The 17,489-nt window shown below is 61.4% G+C and carries 12 protein-coding genes; 2 read left to right on the top strand and 10 right to left on the bottom strand.

Features of this window, described 5'->3' with window-relative positions; genetic code table 11:
- Positions 1-79: 79 nt before the first annotated feature.
- Positions 80-1,012 carry a sugar kinase gene (locus M0808_RS19735; protein ID WP_247842194.1) on the top strand — a complete coding sequence of 311 codons (933 nt, stop codon included), beginning with the start codon at positions 80-82 and terminating at the stop codon, positions 1,010-1,012.
- Positions 1,013-1,128: 116 nt separating this feature from the next.
- Here M0808_RS19735 and M0808_RS19740 read toward each other — a convergent pair whose 3' ends face one another.
- The gene (locus M0808_RS19740) at positions 1,129-1,404 is read right to left on the bottom strand and encodes a peptidylprolyl isomerase (protein WP_003225447.1); all 276 of its coding nucleotides are present in this window, start codon (positions 1,402-1,404) and stop codon (positions 1,129-1,131) included.
- Between the two features lie 39 nt (positions 1,405-1,443).
- Entirely contained in the window at positions 1,444-3,993 is a 2,550-nt protein-coding gene (locus tag M0808_RS19745) for a PAS domain-containing sensor histidine kinase (protein WP_247842195.1), read from the bottom strand.
- Between the two features lie 133 nt (positions 3,994-4,126).
- Between M0808_RS19745 and M0808_RS19750 the strand changes: the two genes are divergently transcribed.
- Entirely contained in the window at positions 4,127-5,239 is a 1,113-nt protein-coding gene (locus M0808_RS19750; protein WP_247842294.1) for a PilT/PilU family type 4a pilus ATPase, read from the top strand.
- A 495-nt stretch (positions 5,240-5,734) separates the two neighbouring features.
- On the opposite strand, the gene M0808_RS19755 is transcribed toward M0808_RS19750, so the two are convergent.
- From M0808_RS19755 to M0808_RS19790, 8 genes are all read right to left on the bottom strand, one after another.
- Positions 5,735-7,690: an acetoacetate--CoA ligase gene (locus tag M0808_RS19755; protein ID WP_247842196.1), complete on the bottom strand. Its 1,956-nt coding sequence runs from the start codon at positions 7,688-7,690 to the stop codon at positions 5,735-5,737.
- Positions 7,691-7,856: 166 nt separating this feature from the next.
- Complete coding sequence (gene hbdH, locus M0808_RS19760; protein ID WP_247842197.1) at positions 7,857-8,630, bottom strand: 3-hydroxybutyrate dehydrogenase; 774 nt, start codon at positions 8,628-8,630, stop codon at positions 7,857-7,859.
- A 7-nt stretch (positions 8,631-8,637) separates the two neighbouring features.
- A complete protein-coding gene (locus M0808_RS19765) occupies positions 8,638-10,029 on the bottom strand; it encodes a GntP family permease (RefSeq protein ID WP_027612663.1) in 1,392 nt (463 codons plus the stop codon).
- Positions 10,030-10,306: 277 nt separating this feature from the next.
- Entirely contained in the window at positions 10,307-11,722 is a 1,416-nt protein-coding gene (locus M0808_RS19770) for a sigma 54-interacting transcriptional regulator (RefSeq protein WP_247842198.1), read from the bottom strand.
- Positions 11,723-11,891: 169 nt separating this feature from the next.
- Positions 11,892-13,466, bottom strand: coding sequence for an ABC transporter ATP-binding protein (locus tag M0808_RS19775; protein WP_247842199.1), 1,575 nt, complete (start codon positions 13,464-13,466; stop codon positions 11,892-11,894).
- A 9-nt stretch (positions 13,467-13,475) separates the two neighbouring features.
- Positions 13,476-14,498, bottom strand: a complete 1,023-nt coding sequence (locus M0808_RS19780) for an ABC transporter permease (protein WP_247842200.1) — start codon at positions 14,496-14,498, stop codon at positions 13,476-13,478.
- Positions 14,498-15,559 (bottom strand): microcin C ABC transporter permease YejB, encoded by a 1,062-nt coding sequence (locus M0808_RS19785; protein WP_027612667.1) that lies wholly within the window; start codon positions 15,557-15,559, stop codon positions 14,498-14,500. Before M0808_RS19785 ends, M0808_RS19780 begins: the two co-directional genes overlap by 1 nt.
- Positions 15,559-17,427 carry an extracellular solute-binding protein gene (locus M0808_RS19790; RefSeq protein WP_247842201.1) on the bottom strand — a complete coding sequence of 623 codons (1,869 nt, stop codon included), beginning with the start codon at positions 17,425-17,427 and terminating at the stop codon, positions 15,559-15,561. Before M0808_RS19790 ends, M0808_RS19785 begins: the two co-directional genes overlap by 1 nt.
- Positions 17,428-17,489: the final 62 nt, after the last annotated feature.

Raw genomic sequence — 17,489 nt, forward strand, 5'->3', positions numbered from 1 at the left:
AATGCATTCCAAATTGTGGGAGCGAGCTTGCTCGCGAAGGCGCCAGTCCAGACATCCGCGAATCCAGAGACAGCACAAAATGACCAGCCTCAGCCCCCTGGGCCCGAACACCCCGCGCATTGCCCTGATCGGCGAATGCATGATCGAACTCCAGCACCGCGCCGATGGCAGCCTGCAGCAAAGCTTCGGCGGCGATACCTTGAACACCGCGGTGTACCTGTCCCGCGCTCTCGGCGACAAAGCCCGGGTCGATTACGTCACCGCGCTCGGCGACGACAGCTTCAGCGACGCCATGTGCCAGAGCTGGGCCGATGAAGGCATTGGCCTCGACATGGTGCAGCGTCTGCCCGGTCGCTTGCCCGGCCTGTACTGCATCCAGACCGACGCCAGCGGTGAACGGCGTTTCCTCTACTGGCGCAATGAAGCGGCGGTGCGCGATTGCTTCACCACCCCGGCGGCGGAGCCGATTCTGGCGGCGCTGCCGGACTACGATGTGCTGTATTTCAGCGGCATCACCCTCGCAGTGTTAGGTGCGAAGGGCCGCGAACGCTTGATCCAGACCCTGATCGAAGCCCGCCAGCGCGATGCGCGGATCGTCTTCGACAACAACTATCGCCCGCGCTTATGGGCGTCACAGGAAGAGGCGCGGGCGGCCTATCGCAGCGTGTTGCCGCATGTCGATCTGGCGTTGCTGACCGTCGATGACGAACAGGCGCTGTTCCATTTTGCCGATTGCGACGCGGTGTTCGAGGCGTACGCGCAGATCGGCACGCCGGAAGTGGTGCTCAAGCGCGGCGCCGAGGCGTGTCTGATTCGTTGTGATGGCGAGGCGTTCGAAGTGCCGGCGCAGCAGGTCGAGAAGGTGGTGGATACGACGGCGGCGGGGGACTCGTTCAGCGCGGCGTATCTGGCCAGGCGTTTGCTGGGTGGCAGTCCGGTCGAGGCCGCGCAGGCGGGGCATTGGCTGGCAAGTCGGGTGATTCAGGTGCCGGGGGCATTGATTCCCAGGTAAGCGGTGGATGGCCGCTTGCTGCGCAATCGGTTCGCGGGCAAGCCCGCTCCCACAGGGGACCGCATTCCAGACTGTGGGAGCGAGCTTGCTCGCGAAGAGGCCCGAAAGCAAAGCACTCAATCGCGGAAAAACACCTGCACCAGGTGGTAGCCGAACTTGCTCTTGATCGGCCCATGCACCGTGCGCAGTGGCTTTTTGAAGATCACCGCATCAATCGCGCCAACCATCTGCCCTGGCCGTACTTCACCCAGATCACCGCCACGTTTGCCGGACGGGCAGGTCGAATATTTCTTCGCCAGCACATCGAACGCTTCGCCCTTGGCAATGCGTTGTTTTAGCTGTTCGGCCTCTTCGGCGGTTTTCACCAGAATGTGGCGGGCTTGGGCTTTCATCGTGCGATACCTGTAACGGGGTGACGGCGGGGCGCGGGATTATGCCTCAAGTGACGGCGTTTGGTTGATCATCTCGCGGATCTTGTTGGCCAGCACTTCAATCGAAAACGGCTTGGCCACCATGTCCATACCATCCTCGAGAAAGCCCTGACGCTCGGCGGCTTTCTGCGCATAACCGGTCATGAACAGCACCTTCAGCCCCGGACGATGCTGGCGGGCGATTTCCGCCAGTTGCCGGCCATTCATCCCCGGTAGACCAACGTCGGTCACCAGCAGATCCACACGCAGCTCCGATTCCAGCAGCGGCAGGGCGGCGCTGGCATCGGCGGCTTCGTGGGCGAGGTAACCCAGCTCCTTGAGCAGATCGAGCACCAGCATGCGTACCGCCGGGTCATCTTCAACCACCACCACGGTTTCCCCGCAAGTGGCCGTCGGCGCCGCACTGAGGGTTTCCACGACTGGCCGTTCCGGCTCCAGCAGGTTCAGGCGCGGCAAGTACAAGCGCACGCAGGTGCCCTGATTCGGCAGGCTGTCGAGGCTGACATGGCCGCCCGACTGCTGGGCGAAACCATAGATCATCGACAGCCCCAATCCGGTGCCCTGGCCGATCGGTTTGGTGGTGAAGAACGGATCGAACGCCTTGGCGCGTACCGACGGCGTCATGCCGGTGCCGTTGTCGCTGACCGCCAGCATCAGGTAGTCGCCGGCCTTGACCGGTTCGAGGGTGGTGATGTCGTTGCCGTCGAGGTAGACATTAGCGGTTTCGATCAGCAACTCGCCGCCATCGGGCATGGCGTCGCGGGCGTTGATCACCAGGTTGAGCAGGGCATTTTCCAGTTGGCTGACGTCGGTGCTGATCGGCCAGACATCGTCGGCCAGGCGCAGCGTGAGTTCGATCGGGTCGCCCTTGGTGCGGCGGATCAAATCTTCCAGCGAATGAATCAGTTCATTGACGTTGAGGGTCTTGCGGTCCAGCGACTGCCGGCGCGAGAACGCCAGCAGCCGATGGGTCAGCGCCGCCGCTCGGTTTGCCGACGACACCGCCGCTTCGGTGAAACGGCCGATTTCATCGGCGCGGCCGTCGGCGATGTAGCGTTGCATCAGGTCAAGGCTGCCGATAATTCCGGTTAGCATGTTGTTGAAGTCGTGGGCGATACCGCCGGTGAGCTGGCCGACCGCTTCCATTTTCTGCGCATGGCGCAACGCATCTTCGGCGCGCTCACGTTCGAACATCTCGTTCTGCAGACGCTGATTGGCCTGAGCCAGTTGTTCGGTGCGGGCGCTGACCCGCTCTTCGAGGGTTTCATTGAGATTGCGCAGGGCTTCTTCGGTCTTCTTCCGTTCGGATTCGTCGATCACGAAAATATAAAAACCGTTGACTGAGCCGTCGGCGCCGTGGCGCGGCAGGTAATTCATCAGCGCATGGCGGTTGCTGCCGTCGCGATGCGGGGTATACAGGCTGAACGAGCAGGGCCGCCCGGCCAGCGCTTCGGCAATATACGGCGCGCGCAGGAAGTAGGCTTCTTCGCCGATCACTTCGCGAATGGTACGGCCATACAGTTCCTGCGGCGTGAGGCCGTACCAGTCCAGATACGCCGCATTGTTCAGGCGAAAGCGCTCTTCGTGGTCGACGTAACTGATGAGGATCGGCATTGCATTGATGATCAGCTGCAATTCCGTCTGGCTCTGGCGCAGCGCCTGCTCGGTGTGCTTGCGCTCGGTCAGGTCCAGCGCGGCGCCGAGGAAACGCACGGGTCGCCCGTGGTGATCCTTGTAACAGCGGCCCCGGGCAAACACCCAACGCAGCTCGCCGTCGGCTTTCAGCAGGCGATATTCCTCGGCGTACTCGGTGCCGTGGGTGATGCAATGCTTGATGCTGCGGGCGATCAGCGCGCGGTCTTCGGGGTGCACGCCTTGCAGGTAGTCGCTGATCGGTAACTGGCTGGCGTGGGCCGGATCGATGCCGTGTAGTTGGGCGAAATGGGCGTCGGCGATGAAACGGTCTTCGCCGATGTCCCAGTCCCAGGTGCCGACCGCATCGGTGGCGGCCAGCGCCAGTTGCAGGCGTTCTTCAGTGTCGCGCTGGGCCTTGAGGCTTTCTTCGGAACGGCGTTGCAGTTCGAGGGCGATGCGCCGGCGTTCGTTGGTTTCAATGGCCGTCACCAGGATCCCGGCCACTTGCGTGTTTTCATCGCGGATGGGGCTGTAGGTCAGGTCCAGCCAGAAGTCGGACTCTACGCCTTGGCGTTGCAGGGTAAATCGCCGTTCGCTGTAGGTGCGCACCTGGCCTTGTAGGACGGCTCGATAAATCGGGTCGGTAAAGTCCTGAAGTTCCGGCCATATAAGGTGCGCCGGCTGTCCGAAAGCGTGTGGATGCTTGCTGCCGGCGAGCATCGCAAAGCCATTGTTGTAGATCTGCGTGAGCTGCGGCCCCCACAACAGCAGCATCGGCATCGGTGAGTGAATCACGATGTCCACCGCGGTGCGCAGGCTTTGCGGCCAGGTGCCAGAAGCGCCCAACGGCGTGCGGTTCCAGTCGGTACGGGCGATCAGGGCTTGGGCGTCATCGGGGGAGGGTGCTGCGTTCATCACATGTATCCTGAGCGTCGGTCAGTGCGTTGGCATCTACTATTCTTGCACTTGCGGTAGACGCTGTATGACCCGTTACGTCACGACAGCGGGTCATTTCTGTTCATTGAATGCTTCGCGGGTGCTTATTGCCATGGAAATCGATGCACTGTTGCTCCGTCTGTCGAGCCAGCACGGCTCGGATCTGTTTCTGTCCACGGGAGCGCCACCCAGTGCGCGTATCGATGGTGTGCTGACGCCGTTCAGCGAGCGGCCGTTCAAGCCCGGCGAGGTCGAGACTATCGCCAACTCCATGATGGACGCCGAGCAACGGCGCGAGTTCGATCGGGATCTGGAAATGAACCTGGCGATTTCCCGTACGGGCATCGGGCGTTTTCGGGTGAACGTCTTCAAGCAACGCAATGATGTGTCAATCGTAATCCGCAACGTCAAACTCGATATCCCGCGCTTCGAAGACCTGAAACTGCCGCCGGTATTGCTGGAAACGGTGATGCTCAAACAGGGGCTGATCCTGTTCGTTGGCGCCACCGACTCCGGCAAGTCCACTTCGCTGGCCGCGCTGATCGATCACCGCAACCGCCACAGCAGCGGGCACATCATCACCATCGAAGACCCGGTGGAGTATATCCATCGGCACCAGCGCTCGATCATCAATCAACGCGAAGTCGGCGTCGATACCCGCAGTTTCCATGCGGCGCTGAAAAACACCCTGCGTCAGGCCCCGGATGTGGTGCTGATCGGCGAAATCCGTGACCGCGAAACCATGGAGCATGCGCTGACATTCGCCGACACCGGGCACCTGGTGCTGTCGACGCTGCATGCGCACAACGCCAATCAGGCGCTGGACCGTATCGTCAATCTGTTCCCCGAAGAACGCCGCCCGCAGTTGCTGCATGCGCTGGGCAACAATCTCAAGGCGTTCGTCTCGCAACGGCTGGTGCGTACGCTGGACGGTCAGCGCCGGGCGGCGGTCGAGGTGATGCTTGGCACCCCGACCATCGCCGACCTGATCCGCCGCAACGAGTTGGGCGAACTCAAAGGCATCATGGAGAAGTCCGGCGAGGTCGGCATGCAGACCTTCGACTCGGCGCTGTACGGGCTGGTGGTAGAGGGCGTGATCAGTGAGGACGAAGCGCTCAAGCATGCCGATTCGCAGAACAACCTGCGCCTGCGTTTGAAACTGCACACCGAGGCGGGCCCGGCGCCCGCACCCACAACATCAGGCGATTGGGGCCTGATGGATTAACACCCCACCCCTGTGGGAGCGGGCTTGCTCGCGAATGCAATCCATCAGTCGATATCAGCGGGACTGGCACACCGCTTTCGCGAGCAAGCCCGCTCCCACAAGGGCATGAGGGATCAGTCCGACAGCTCCAGGCGATTGCGCGGCCGCTGCCTGCGCCCACCACATCAGGCGATTGGGGCTTGATGGATTAACACCCCACCCCTGTGGGAGCGGGCTTGCTCGCGAATGCAATCCATCAGTCGATATCAGCGGGACTGACACACCGCTTTCGCGAGCAAGCCCGCTCCCACAAGGGCATGAGGGATCAGTCCGACAGCTCCAGGCGATTGCGCGGCCGCTGCCTGCGCCCACCACATCAGGCGATTGGGGCTTGATGGATTAACACCTCACCCCTGTGGGAGCGGGCTTGCTCGCGAATGCAATCTATCAGTCGATATCAGCGGGACTGACACACCGCTTTCGCGAGCAAGCCCGCTCCCACAAGGGCATGGCGTGCTAATCCGACAGCTCCGGGCGATTGCGGAACTGCTCCAAGGCCTCGGGATTGGCCAGCGCATCGGTATTTTTCACCGGCTCACCGTGCACCACATTGCGCACCGCGAGTTCCACCACCTTGCCGCTGATGGTGCGCGGAATATCGGTCACCGCGACGATCTTCGCCGGCACGTGGCGCGGTGTGGTGTTGGCGCGGATCACCTGGCGGATCTGTTGTTGCAGGTGGTCATCCAGCGTCACGCCATCCTGCAGACGGACAAACAGCACCACGCGCACATCGTCCTGCCATTGCTGCCCGATCGCCACGCTGTCCAGCACCTGCGGGACTTTCTCGACCTGACGATAGATTTCCGCCGTGCCGATGCGCACGCCGCCGGGGTTGAGCACGGCGTCGGAGCGGCCGTGGATCAGCATCCCGCCGTGGGGCAGTTGCTCGGCGTAATCGCCCTGGGCCCAGACACCGGGGAACAGGCTGAAATAGGATTTGCGCAGCTTTTCGCCGTCAGGGTCGTGCCATAGACCGACGGGCATCGCCGGGAAGTGCCGGGTGCAGACCAGCTCGCCTTTTTCGCCGATCACGGCAACGCCGGCGTCGTTCCACACTTCAACCGCCATGCCCAGGCTCTTACCCATGATTTCGCCGCGGCGCACCGCCGACAGCGGATTACCGTTGACGAAGCACGACACCACATCGGTGCCGCCGGACATCGACGCCAGGCACACATCGCGCTTGAAGTCGCGGTAGACGAAGTCATAACTCTGCGGCGACAGCGCGGAGCCGGTGCAGAGCAGGGTCTTCAGGGTACTCAGATCATGGCTGTGCGCAGGCTTTAAACCGCTGCTTTCCAGTGTCGCGAGAAACTTGGGGCTAGTGCCGAAAACACTGATGCGCTCGTCGTCGATCAGGTCGAGCAAGCGCTCATGGCCCGGGTGAAACGGCGAGCCGTCATACAGCACCACCGCGCTGCCGACCGCGAGGGCCGAGACCAGCCAGTTCCACATCATCCAGCCGCAAGTGGTGTAGTAGAACAACCGGTCACCGGGGCCGAGATCGACGTGCAGCCCATGCTCCTTGGCATGCTGCAGCAGCACGCCGCCGGTGCTGTGCACGATGCATTTCGGCACGCCGGTGGTGCCACTGGAATACAACACGTACAACGGGTGATTGAACGGCACCGGGACAAACCGCGGTTCGCCGCCGGGTTGGTAGAACTCGTCCCACAACGTCACGTTGGCGTGGGTTTGGTAATCCTCGGTACGGGTCTGCGCGCGAGCGTAGGGCACGATGATCAACTGCTGCAGCGATGGCAGTTGCGCGAGGATTTCGTTGATCTTGGTGGTCTGGTTGATGTCTTTGCCGGCGTAACGGTAGCCGGCGCAGGTGATCAACACTTTGGGTTCGATCTGGCCGAAACGGTCGATCACGCCGTGTGTGCCGAAGTCTGGCGACGAGCATGACCAGATCGCGCCAAGGCTGGTGGTCGCGAGCATCGCCACCAGGGTCTGCCAGGTGTTGGGCATGCACGCGGCCACCCGGTCGCCGAGGCCGACACCGGCGGCTTGCAGGCTGGCCTGAAAACCGGCGACGTGCTCGGCCAGTTCGGCCCAGGTCAGCTGTTCGCGCTGGCCGTTTTCCGCCACGGCGATCACTGCAACGGCATCGTCACGACGGCGCAGCAGGTGTTCGGCAAAGTTCAGGGTCGCGCCGGGAAACCATTCGGCACTGGGCATCTGCGCGCCTTCACGCAGGACGGCGTCGGGCTGGGTGTGAAAGCGGATGTCGAAGAAATCGACGATCGCCTGCCAGAACGCTTCGCGCTGTTCCACGCTCCAGCGGTGCAGGTCGGTGTAGCTGTTCAGCGCCAGGCCATGGCGCTGATTGATGTCGCGGCGGAACTGATCCATGCGCGATTGGGCGATACGCTCGGCGTCGGGTTGCCAGAGGAGGTCGGACATTGGTTTGCCTCTTGTTTTGTTGTTCGAGCACGCAGGCCAGGGTGCAGCACTTAGTTCTGTGGCGAGGGAGCTTGCTCCCGATCGGCTGCGCAGCAGTCGTAAATTGCCGGGGCGGCTTCGCCACCCAGCGGGAGCAAGCTCCCTCGCCACAGGGGGCTTGCGCTGTTTACTGCGCCAACCAGCCTCCATCAATATTCCACGCCGCCCCGCGCACCTGGCTGCCAGCCTCGCTGCACAGAAACAACACCAATTCCCCAAGATGCTGCGGTGTGACGAACTCCAGCGACGGCTGCTTCTCCGCCAGCAAATCATGCTGCGCCTGCTGCGGATCGACGCCTTTGGCGGCACGATCATCGATCTGTTTCTGCACCAGCGGCGTCAGCACCCAGCCCGGGCAGATCGCGTTGCAGGTCACATTACTGGTAGCCGTTTCGAGCCCGACCACTTTGGTCAAACCGATCACTCCATGCTTGGCCGCGACATACGCGGCTTTACCGGTCGATCCCACCTGACCATGCACCGAGGCAATGTTGACGATTCGTCCCCAACCCTTGGCGCGCATGCCCGGCAGGCTCAGGCGGGTGCTGTGGAACACCGATGACAGATTGATCGCGATGATCGAATTCCAGCGCTCCACCGGAAACTCCTCCACGGCCGCCACGTGCTGAATCCCGGCGTTGTTGACCAGAATGTCGACGCCGCCGAATTCGCGTTCGGCGTAAGCGATCATGTCGGCAATCTGCGCCGGATCGCTGACATCTGCGGGGTGGTGACCGACCTTGCCGCCGAACTGGCCGACTTCGGCGATCACGCTCGACGCATCACCGAAACCATTGAGAATCAGGTTGGCGCCGGCCTTGGCCAGGCTCAGCGCGATGCCCAAACCGATGCCGCTGGTGGAGCCGGTAACCAGTGCGGTCTTGCCCGAAAGAGTCCTCATGAATACCTCACACAATGCCAGTGGCGTAGAAAGTGCCAATCACTACGAAGACCGCCAGGGTCTTGATCAGCGTAATACAGAAAATGTCTTTATAGGCTTCGCGGTGGGTCAGACCAGTGACCGCCAGCAGGGTGATCACCGCGCCGTTGTGCGGCAGGGTGTCCATGCCGCCGCTGGCCATCGCGGCCACGCGGTGCAGCACTTCCAGCGGAATGTTCGCCGCGTGCGCCGCCGCGATGAATTGCTCGGACATCGCCGCCAGCGCGATGCTCATGCCGCCCGACGCCGAACCGGTGATACCCGCCAGCAGGGTCACGGTGATCGCTTCGTTGACCAGCGGATTGGGGATTTGCTTGAGCCAGTCGGCCAGTACCAGAAAGCCCGGCAACGAAGCGATTACCGCACCGAAACCGTATTCCGAGGCGGTGTTCATCGCCGCCAGCAGTGCGCCGCTGACCGCGCTTTTGCTGCCTTCGGCGAGTTTGCTGCGGATCGCCTTGAAGCCGAACACCAACACCATCAGGATGCCGATCAGCAATGCCGCCTGCACCGCCCAGATTGCGGTGAGCTTGGCGATTTCCGTGGTCACCGGAGTGGCCATCCCCGGCAACGCGAGGCTGTGGGTCTTGCCGTACCACTGCGGAATCCACTGGGTGAACAGCAGGTTCATGATGCCCACCGCCAGCAGCGGCGACAGGGCGATCCATGGGTTCGGCAGTTTCAGGTCTTCGGCGGTTTCCGGCTCGTTACGCAGCTCGGTGCCATAACCTTCGCCAGCACGCTGGGCCTTGTTGCGTTGGCGCTGCAGGAACAACATGCCGGCGCAGAACACGAAAATCGTGCCGATCACCCCCAGCCACGGCGCGGCCCACGCGGTGGTGTTGAAAAAGGTGCTGGGGATGATGTTCTGAATCTGCGGCGTGCCGGGCAGGGCGTCCATGGTGAAGGAGAACGCGCCGAGGGCGATGGTCGCCGGAATCAGCCGCTTGGGGATATTGCTCTGGCGGAACATTTCCGCGGCAAATGGATACACCGCAAACACCACCACGAACAACGACACGCCGCCGTAAGTGAGCAAGGCGCAGACCAGCACGATCACCAGCATCGCCTGACGGGTGCCGAGCAAGCGAATCGCTGCGGCCACGATCGAACGGGAGAACCCCGACAATTCGATCAACTTGCCGAACACGGCACCGAGCAGGAACACCGGGAAATACAGTTTGATGAAACCGACCATTTTCTCCATGAACACCCCGGTGAAGGCAGGGGCGACGGCAGAGGGGTCAGTGAGCAGGACAGCGCCGAGGGCGGCAATCGGGGCGAAGAGGATGACGCTGTAGCCACGGTAGGCGGCGAGCATCAGCAGCGCGAGGGCTGCCAAGGCGATGATCACACTCATGGAGTGTCTCCAAAGATTGTTATTTTTGTGGGTGAAGCGGGTGCAGGAGAGGCTTTAGCGAGATCTGTGCCAGATATTCAAATCATTGAAATGTAAGGGTTTTATAGGTTTAAGCGTGTTGAGAGTTGAAGGGTTGTCTCCTTCTGGAGATTTTTGTTGAGAGGGCTGACGCCTTCGCGAGCAAGCCCGCTCCCACATTTGGAACGCGTATCCACTGTGGGAGCGGGCTTGCTCGCGAAGCTTTTGTTGTTGTCTTTTTGTGGAGACTTAAGTCTCTTTATTGAGACTCGGTGATGCCCAAGGCCAGCATCTTCTTGTACAGCGTCGAGCGTCCCAGTCCCAGTCGAGCCGCCGCCTCCGGCACTTTGCCCGCACATTGCGCGAGGGCAGACTGGATCAGTTGTCGGTCAAACCGCTGGCGCGCCTGGGCAAAAGTCTCTTCCGCCAACGGTGCCAGCGTCGACACCGACGGACGTTCAACCGGGGTAAAGGTGCCGATGGCCGCGCGAATATCCTCTTCGGTGAGGATCAGGTCATCGCTGAGCAGCGCCGCGCGCTCCAGCACGTTGCGCAATTCGCGGATGTTGCCCGGCCACGCATGTTGCCCGAGCAGATCCAGCGCTGCGCGACTCAGCTCATGCTGACTGCGCAGTTCTTCAAGAATCGCCTCGCTGAGTGCCGGCAGATCGTCGAGACGTTCGCGCAGCGGCGGAACCTGGATCGGCAGCACGTTAAGTCGGTAATACAGGTCGGCGCGGAACTCACCGCGCTTGATCGCGCCTTGCAGATCGGTCGAAGTCGCCGCGATCACTCGCACATCGCTCTGAATCACGTCGTTGGAGCCAACCGGTTCGAACTCCTTTTCCTGCAGCACCCGCAGCAGTTTGCTCTGCAGCGGCAACGGCATGTCACCGATCTCATCGAGAAACAGCGTGCCGCCCTGCGCGATCTGCAACTTGCCGGTTCGACCCTTGCGGTCAGCGCCGGTAAACGCGCCAGGCGCGGTGCCGAAGAATTCCGCTTCCAGCAGCGCTTCGGGAATCGCCGCACTGTTGATGCTGACGAAGGCTTTGTGCGCCCGGGGCGAAGCGCTGTGAATCGCCTGGGCCAGCAACTCCTTGCCGGTGCCGGTTTCGCCGAGCAGCAATACCGGGGATTCGGCGCTGGCGCTGCGGCGGGCACGGCGTTTGACTTCGAGGCTGGCGCTGCTGGTACCGATGAAATGGACAAAGTTATATTTGGTCTGCCGCGCCCGCAGCAACGAGCGGGTCGAGGCCAGTTCTTCCTGCATGCTCAGGTAGCGCTTGAGCATCGGCGACAGGCTGCGTAATTCATCGAACAGAGCAAACCCGATGGCGCCGATCACCGCCCCGGCATCGTCGTGGATCGGCAGACGCATCACCACCAGCGGCTCTTTCGGTGTGTCCTGCATGTCCAGCAGGATCGGCCGGCCGGTGCGCACCACTTCACGCAGCAGGCTGCCGGGGATCACGCTTTCGCAGGGTTTGCCGATGGCTTTTTTCGCCGACTCAAGACCAAAACGCCGCGCATAGCGCTCGTTCATCCAGACGATGTTTGCATCACGATCGACAATCACCGTGCCTTCGCTGGACTGCTCGATGATCTCGAACAGCGAGCGGATCGCCAGCGTGCGCACGCGTTGGCAGTCCTTGAGGCTTTCGGTGGTGTTCATGGGTTGGCGGATCCGGAGTTTGAGTTGTCTGTTCGGGCCTCTTCGCTGGCAAGCCAGCTCCCACAGGTTTCTCTGGGGTACCCCATATTTGGGTACAACCCGAATCCCTGTGGGAGCGGGCTTGCTCGCGAAGGCCGCGACTCGGTATCAAGGCAAGCGCCGATTATGCCTACCCCGGATGCGCCGCTGCCAACAGCTCTTTGGTGTAAGGATGCTGCGGTGAGTCGAACACATCATGGCTGGCACCGCGCTCAACCACTTTGCCGTCCTTGATCACGATCATGTCATGCGCCAGCGCCCGCACCACCGCCAGGTCGTGGCTGATGAACAGGTAGGTCAAACCGTGTTTTTCCTGAAGGTCGCGGAGCAGGGCGACCACTTGTTTCTGCACGGTACGATCGAGGGCTGACGTCGGTTCGTCGAGCAGGATCAGTGCCGGTTTCAGCACCAGCGCCCGGGCGATGGCGATACGCTGGCGCTGACCACCGGAAAATTCGTGCGGGTAGCGATGACGGCTTTCCGGGTCCAGGCCGACTTCCTTGAGTACACGGATCACCTGTGCATCGCACTCATCGGCGCTGGACTGACAATGCACCTCCAGCCCTTCACTGATGATCTGCGCCACGGACATACGTGGACTGAGGCTGCCGAACGGGTCCTGAAACACCACCTGCATCTGCCGACGCCACGGCCGCAATTGCTTCTGATCGAGGCCATCGAGGGCGGTGCCCTGAAAACGGATACTGCCCTCGGAATCGAGCAACCGCAGAATCGCCTGACCCAGGGTCGACTTGCCCGAACCGGACTCACCGACAATGCCCAGGGTTTTGCCGCGCTGGATATTCAGGCTGATGCCGTCCACCGCGCGTAAATATTGTTTGCGCTGGAACAGCCCGCCACCGACGACGAACTCGACCCGCAGATCATCCACTTCCAGCACGTTCTCGCGTTCGTCCCGGGGCAGGGCTTCGCCTTCCGGCTCGGCGTTGAGCAGCACGCAGCTGTAAGGATGCTTTGGCTCGGTAAACAGGGTTTCGCACGGGGCTTGCTCGACGATTTCGCCAGCCTTCATCACGCACACCCGTTGCGCAATGCTGCGCACCAGATTGAGGTCGTGACTGATCAGCAGCAGCGACATGCCCAGGCGTTGTTGCAGGGATTTGAGCAGCAGCAGGATCTTGCGTTGCACTGTCACATCCAGCGCGGTGGTCGGCTCGTCAGCGATCAGCAGTTCCGGCTCACAAGCCAGCGCCATGGCGATCATTACTCGTTGCCGCTGGCCGCCGGACAGTTGATGCGGATAGGCCTTGAGGCGCTCTTTGGGCTTTTGAATACCCACCAGTTCCAGCAGTTCAAGGATGCGCTGTTGCGCCGCTTTACCGCCCAGACCGCGATGCACCAGCAGCGTTTCACCGATTTGCTTTTCGATGGTGTGCAGCGGATTGAGCGAGGTCATCGGCTCCTGAAAGATCATCGCGATCCGGTTGCCGCGCAGTTCACGCAGGACCTTCGGATCGGCGCCGAGCAGCTCCTGACCGCGATAGCGAATGCTGCCGCTGGTTTGCGCATCGCCTTCGGGGAGTAACTGCAGGATCGAATGCGCGGTTACCGATTTGCCCGAGCCCGACTCGCCGACCAGCGCCAGGCACTCGCCGGGGCGGATGTCCAGGCACAGGTTGCGCACTGCCGGCTGGCCATGGAAGGCGACGTTCAGGTCACGGATTTCGATCAGGTTATCAGTCATGGTCACACTTCAGGATCGAGGGTCGAACGCGTCACGTAACGCTTCGCCGATGAACACCAGTAAAGAAAGAATCAGCGCCAGGGTGAAGAACGCCGTCAGTCCGAGCCAAGGCGCTTGCAGATTCTGTTTGCCCTGGCCAATCAGTTCGCCCAGCGAAGCGCTGCCGGCGGGCATGCCGAAACCGAGGAAGTCGAGAGCGGTAAGGGTGGAAATTGCGCCGGTGAGAATGAACGGCAAGTAACTCAGCGTCGCGTTCATCGCATTGGGCAGGATGTGCCGGAAAATCACCTTGCGGTCGCTCAGGCCCAACGCGCGCGCCGCTTTGACGTATTCCAGATTACGCCCGCGCAGGAACTCGGCGCGCACCACATCCACCAGTGCCAGCCATGAAAACAGCGCCATGATCCCCAGCAGCCACCAGAAATTCGGCTCGACGAAACCGGACAAAATGATCAGCAGGTACAGCACCGGCAATCCGCTCCAGACCTCCAGCAAACGCTGCCCGAGCAGATCGACCCAGCCGCCGTAATAGCCTTGCAGGGCGCCGGCCGCGATGCCGATCAGCGCGCTGACGGCGGTCAGCATCAGGGCAAACAGGATCGATACCCGGGCACCGAAAATCACCCGCGCCAACACATCGCGCGCCTGATCGTCGGTGCCGAGCCAGTTGACCTTTGATGGCGGGCTTGGCGCAGGTTGATTGAGGTCGTAGTTGGGCGTGTCGTCGCTGAACGGGATCGGCGGGAACAGCAGCCAGCCACCGTCCTTGCGGATCAGGTTCTGCACATAGTCACTGCGATAATCGGCCTGGAACGGCAATTGCCCGCCAAACTCCTGTTCGGTGTAGCGCTTGAAGACCGGGAAGTAGAGCTGGTTCTGATAGCTGACCACCAGTGGTTTGTCATTGGCGATCAGTTCACCGCCTAGCGTCACCACAAACAGTCCAATAAACAGCCACAACGACCACCAGCCACGGCGGTTTTTCTTGAATCGCGCGAAACGGCGACGGCCCAGAGGCGAGAACTTGAACATCAGGCGTTCCTCGCGGCGAAGTCGATACGTGGGTCGACCAGGGTGTAGCACAAGTCGCCGATCAGTTTTATCAGGAGGCCGAACAGGGTGAAGATGAACAGCGAGCCGAACACCACCGGATAGTCGCGAGAAACCGCCGCTTCGTAACTCATGCGGCCGAGGCCGTCGAGAGAGAAGATCACTTCGATCAACAGCGAACCGGCAAAGAACACACTGATGAACGCCTGCGGAATCCCCGAGACCACCAGCAGCATCGCATTGCGGAACACATGGCCGTAAAGCACGCGGCGCTCGCTCAAGCCTTTGGCGCGGGCGGTGACTACGTACTGGCGGGTGATCTCATTGAGGAACGAATTCTTGGTGAGAATCGTCAGCGTGGCGAAGCCGCCAATCACCAGCGCCGTCACCGGCAACACCAGGTGCCAGAAGTAATCGGCAATCTTGCCCAGGGTCGACAGCGATTCGAAGTTGTCCGAGACCAGACCGCGCACTGGAAACCAGTTCAATGAGGTGCCACCGGCAAACACCACGATCAGAAACATTGCGAACAGAAACGCCGGCATCGCGTAGCCGATGATGATCGCGGTGCTGCTCCAGATGTCGAAATGGCTGCCGTGATGCACCGCTTTGCGGATGCCCAGCGGGATCGACACCAGATAGGTGATCAGCGTCGCCCACAAGCCGAGGGAAATGGTCACCGGCATTTTTTCCAGAATCAGATCGGTGACCGTCGCACCGCGGAAAAAGCTTTTGCCGAAGTCCAGCTGCGCGTAGTTCTTGAGCATCAGCCACAGCCGCTCATGCGCCGGTTTGTCAAAACCGTACTGCTTTTCGATGTCCTTGATCAGTTGCGGATCGAGGCCACGGCTGGCGCGCGAAGTGTTGCTCATGGTTTCGCTGGAACTGCCGCCGACACTCGCACCGCCGATCCCTTGCAGATGGGCGATGGCCTGTTCGACCGGGCCGCCGGGTGCCGCCTGAATGATCACGAAATTGACCAGCAGGATGATCACCAGCGTCGGAATGATCAGCAGCAGGCGCCGCAGAATGTATGCCCACATCAGTGCGGTCCTCCGGGTCTGCCACGGCCGATTTTTTCGGCGGTCATCTGCTGGTTGGTCAGCGGCGTACTGCTGATTTCCCACCAGCTCTCGATCGCTTCGTCATTGCTGGCCTGGATCGCCGGCATGCCGAAGCGGTTCCACCAGACGGTGGAGGTGCCCGGCGGGTAATAGTTGGGAATCCAGTAGTAGTTCCATTGCAGCACCCGGTCCAGAGCGTGGGCGTAGTGCAACATGTCGCTTTGGGTCGAGGCGCGGATCAGGCCGTTGATCAGGGTGTCGACCGCCGGATTCTTCAGCACCATGTAGTTGTTGGCGCCGGGGTCGTTGGCCGATATCGAACCGAAGTAGTTGAGCAACTCGCCCCCCGGAGATGTGCTGACCGGGTAGCCGGTGACGATCATGTCGTAATCACGGCTCATCAGGCGATTGACGTATTGCGAGGAGTCGATGCGACGGATATTCAGCTCAATGCCGATCTGCTTCAGCGTGCGCTTGTATGGCAGAAGCAGGCGATCCATACCGTTCTGGCTGACCAGAAAGGTGAAACTCAAAGGTTTGCCTTCGGCGTTGACCAGTTGGTCGCCCTCGGGTTTCCAGCCAGCCTGTTCGAGCAGTTCCAGGGCTTGCAGTTGCTTGTCGCGGATCAGCCCGCTGCCATCGGTTTTCGGCGCCTCGAAGACCTGGGTGAACACTTCGTCGGGAACCTGCCCGCGCAACGGCTCGAGGATTTTCAGCTCGGCGGCGTCCGGCAACTCGCGGGCTGCCAGTGCGGTATTGGAGAAATAGCTCTGCTGGCGGATGTACATGTTGCGCATCATCTGCCGGTTGCTCCACTCGAAATCCCAGAGCATCGCCAGCGCCTGGCGCACCCGACGATCCTGGAACATCGTTTTCTGCAGGTTGAACACGAAGCCCTGCGCAGATTGCGGGGCCTCGGTGGCCAGGTGGGCTTTCTGCAAACGTCCGTCACTCAGCGCAGGGCTGTCGTAACCGATCGAATAGCCGGTGGCGGAAAACTCGCGGTTGTAGTCATAGGCACCGCCGCGCAATACCTGGCGGGCGACATCGGTGTCGCCGAAATATTCGATGCTGAAGTGATCGAAGTTATACAGGCCGCGACTGACCGGCAGGTCCTTGCCCCACCAGTCGGGGTTGCGTTCAAAGGTGATGCTGCGCCCGGAGTCGACCTTGCCGACCCGATACGGGCCGCTGCCCAGTGGTGGTTCATAGCCACCGCCACCGGCGAAGTCGCGGGTTTTCCACCAGTGCTCGGGAAACACCGGCAGGGTGGCAATGTCCAGCGGCAGGGTGCGGTTCTCGTTACTCTTGAAATCGAAGCGCACGGTCAGCGGCGCTTCCACTTCCACGCCTTTGACGTCGGCGAACTGCGTGCGATAGCGCAGGCTGCCCTGGGTCATCAACAGGTCATAGGTGTAGCGCACATCCTCGGCAGTGATCGGCTTGCCGTCGGCAAAACGCGCCTTGGGATCGATGAAGAAGCGCAGCGACAGACCATCCTCGGAGCGCTCCATCTTTTGCGCCACCAGGCCATAGACCGTGTAGGGCTCGTCCATCGAGCGTTGGGCCAGCGGCGAATAGAGCATGCCGTCGATCTGGGTGACGCCGATGCCTTTATCTATATAGGGCAGGATGTGATCGAAATGCCCGATCTCTATCGCCGAGCGGCGCATGGTGCCGCCCTTGGGCGCCCGCGGATTGGTGTAGTCGAAATGGCTGAAACCGGCCGGGTATTTGGCAGGTTCGCCATAGACGGTCAACGCATGTTGCGGGGTGGCGTTCACACCGACGGCGCCCAATAGCAGGGCCACGGCAGTGAACAGTAAAGTCGGGAAAGCCAGTCGCATTGTCAGCCTTAAAGCCGGGTGATCGATAAGCGCAATTTGTACGCGAGCGGCGCGTCAGTCGC

This window comes from Pseudomonas sp. MWU12-3103b, assembly GCF_023100615.1.
Classification (GTDB): Bacteria; Pseudomonadota; Gammaproteobacteria; order Pseudomonadales; family Pseudomonadaceae; genus Aquipseudomonas; species Aquipseudomonas putida_A.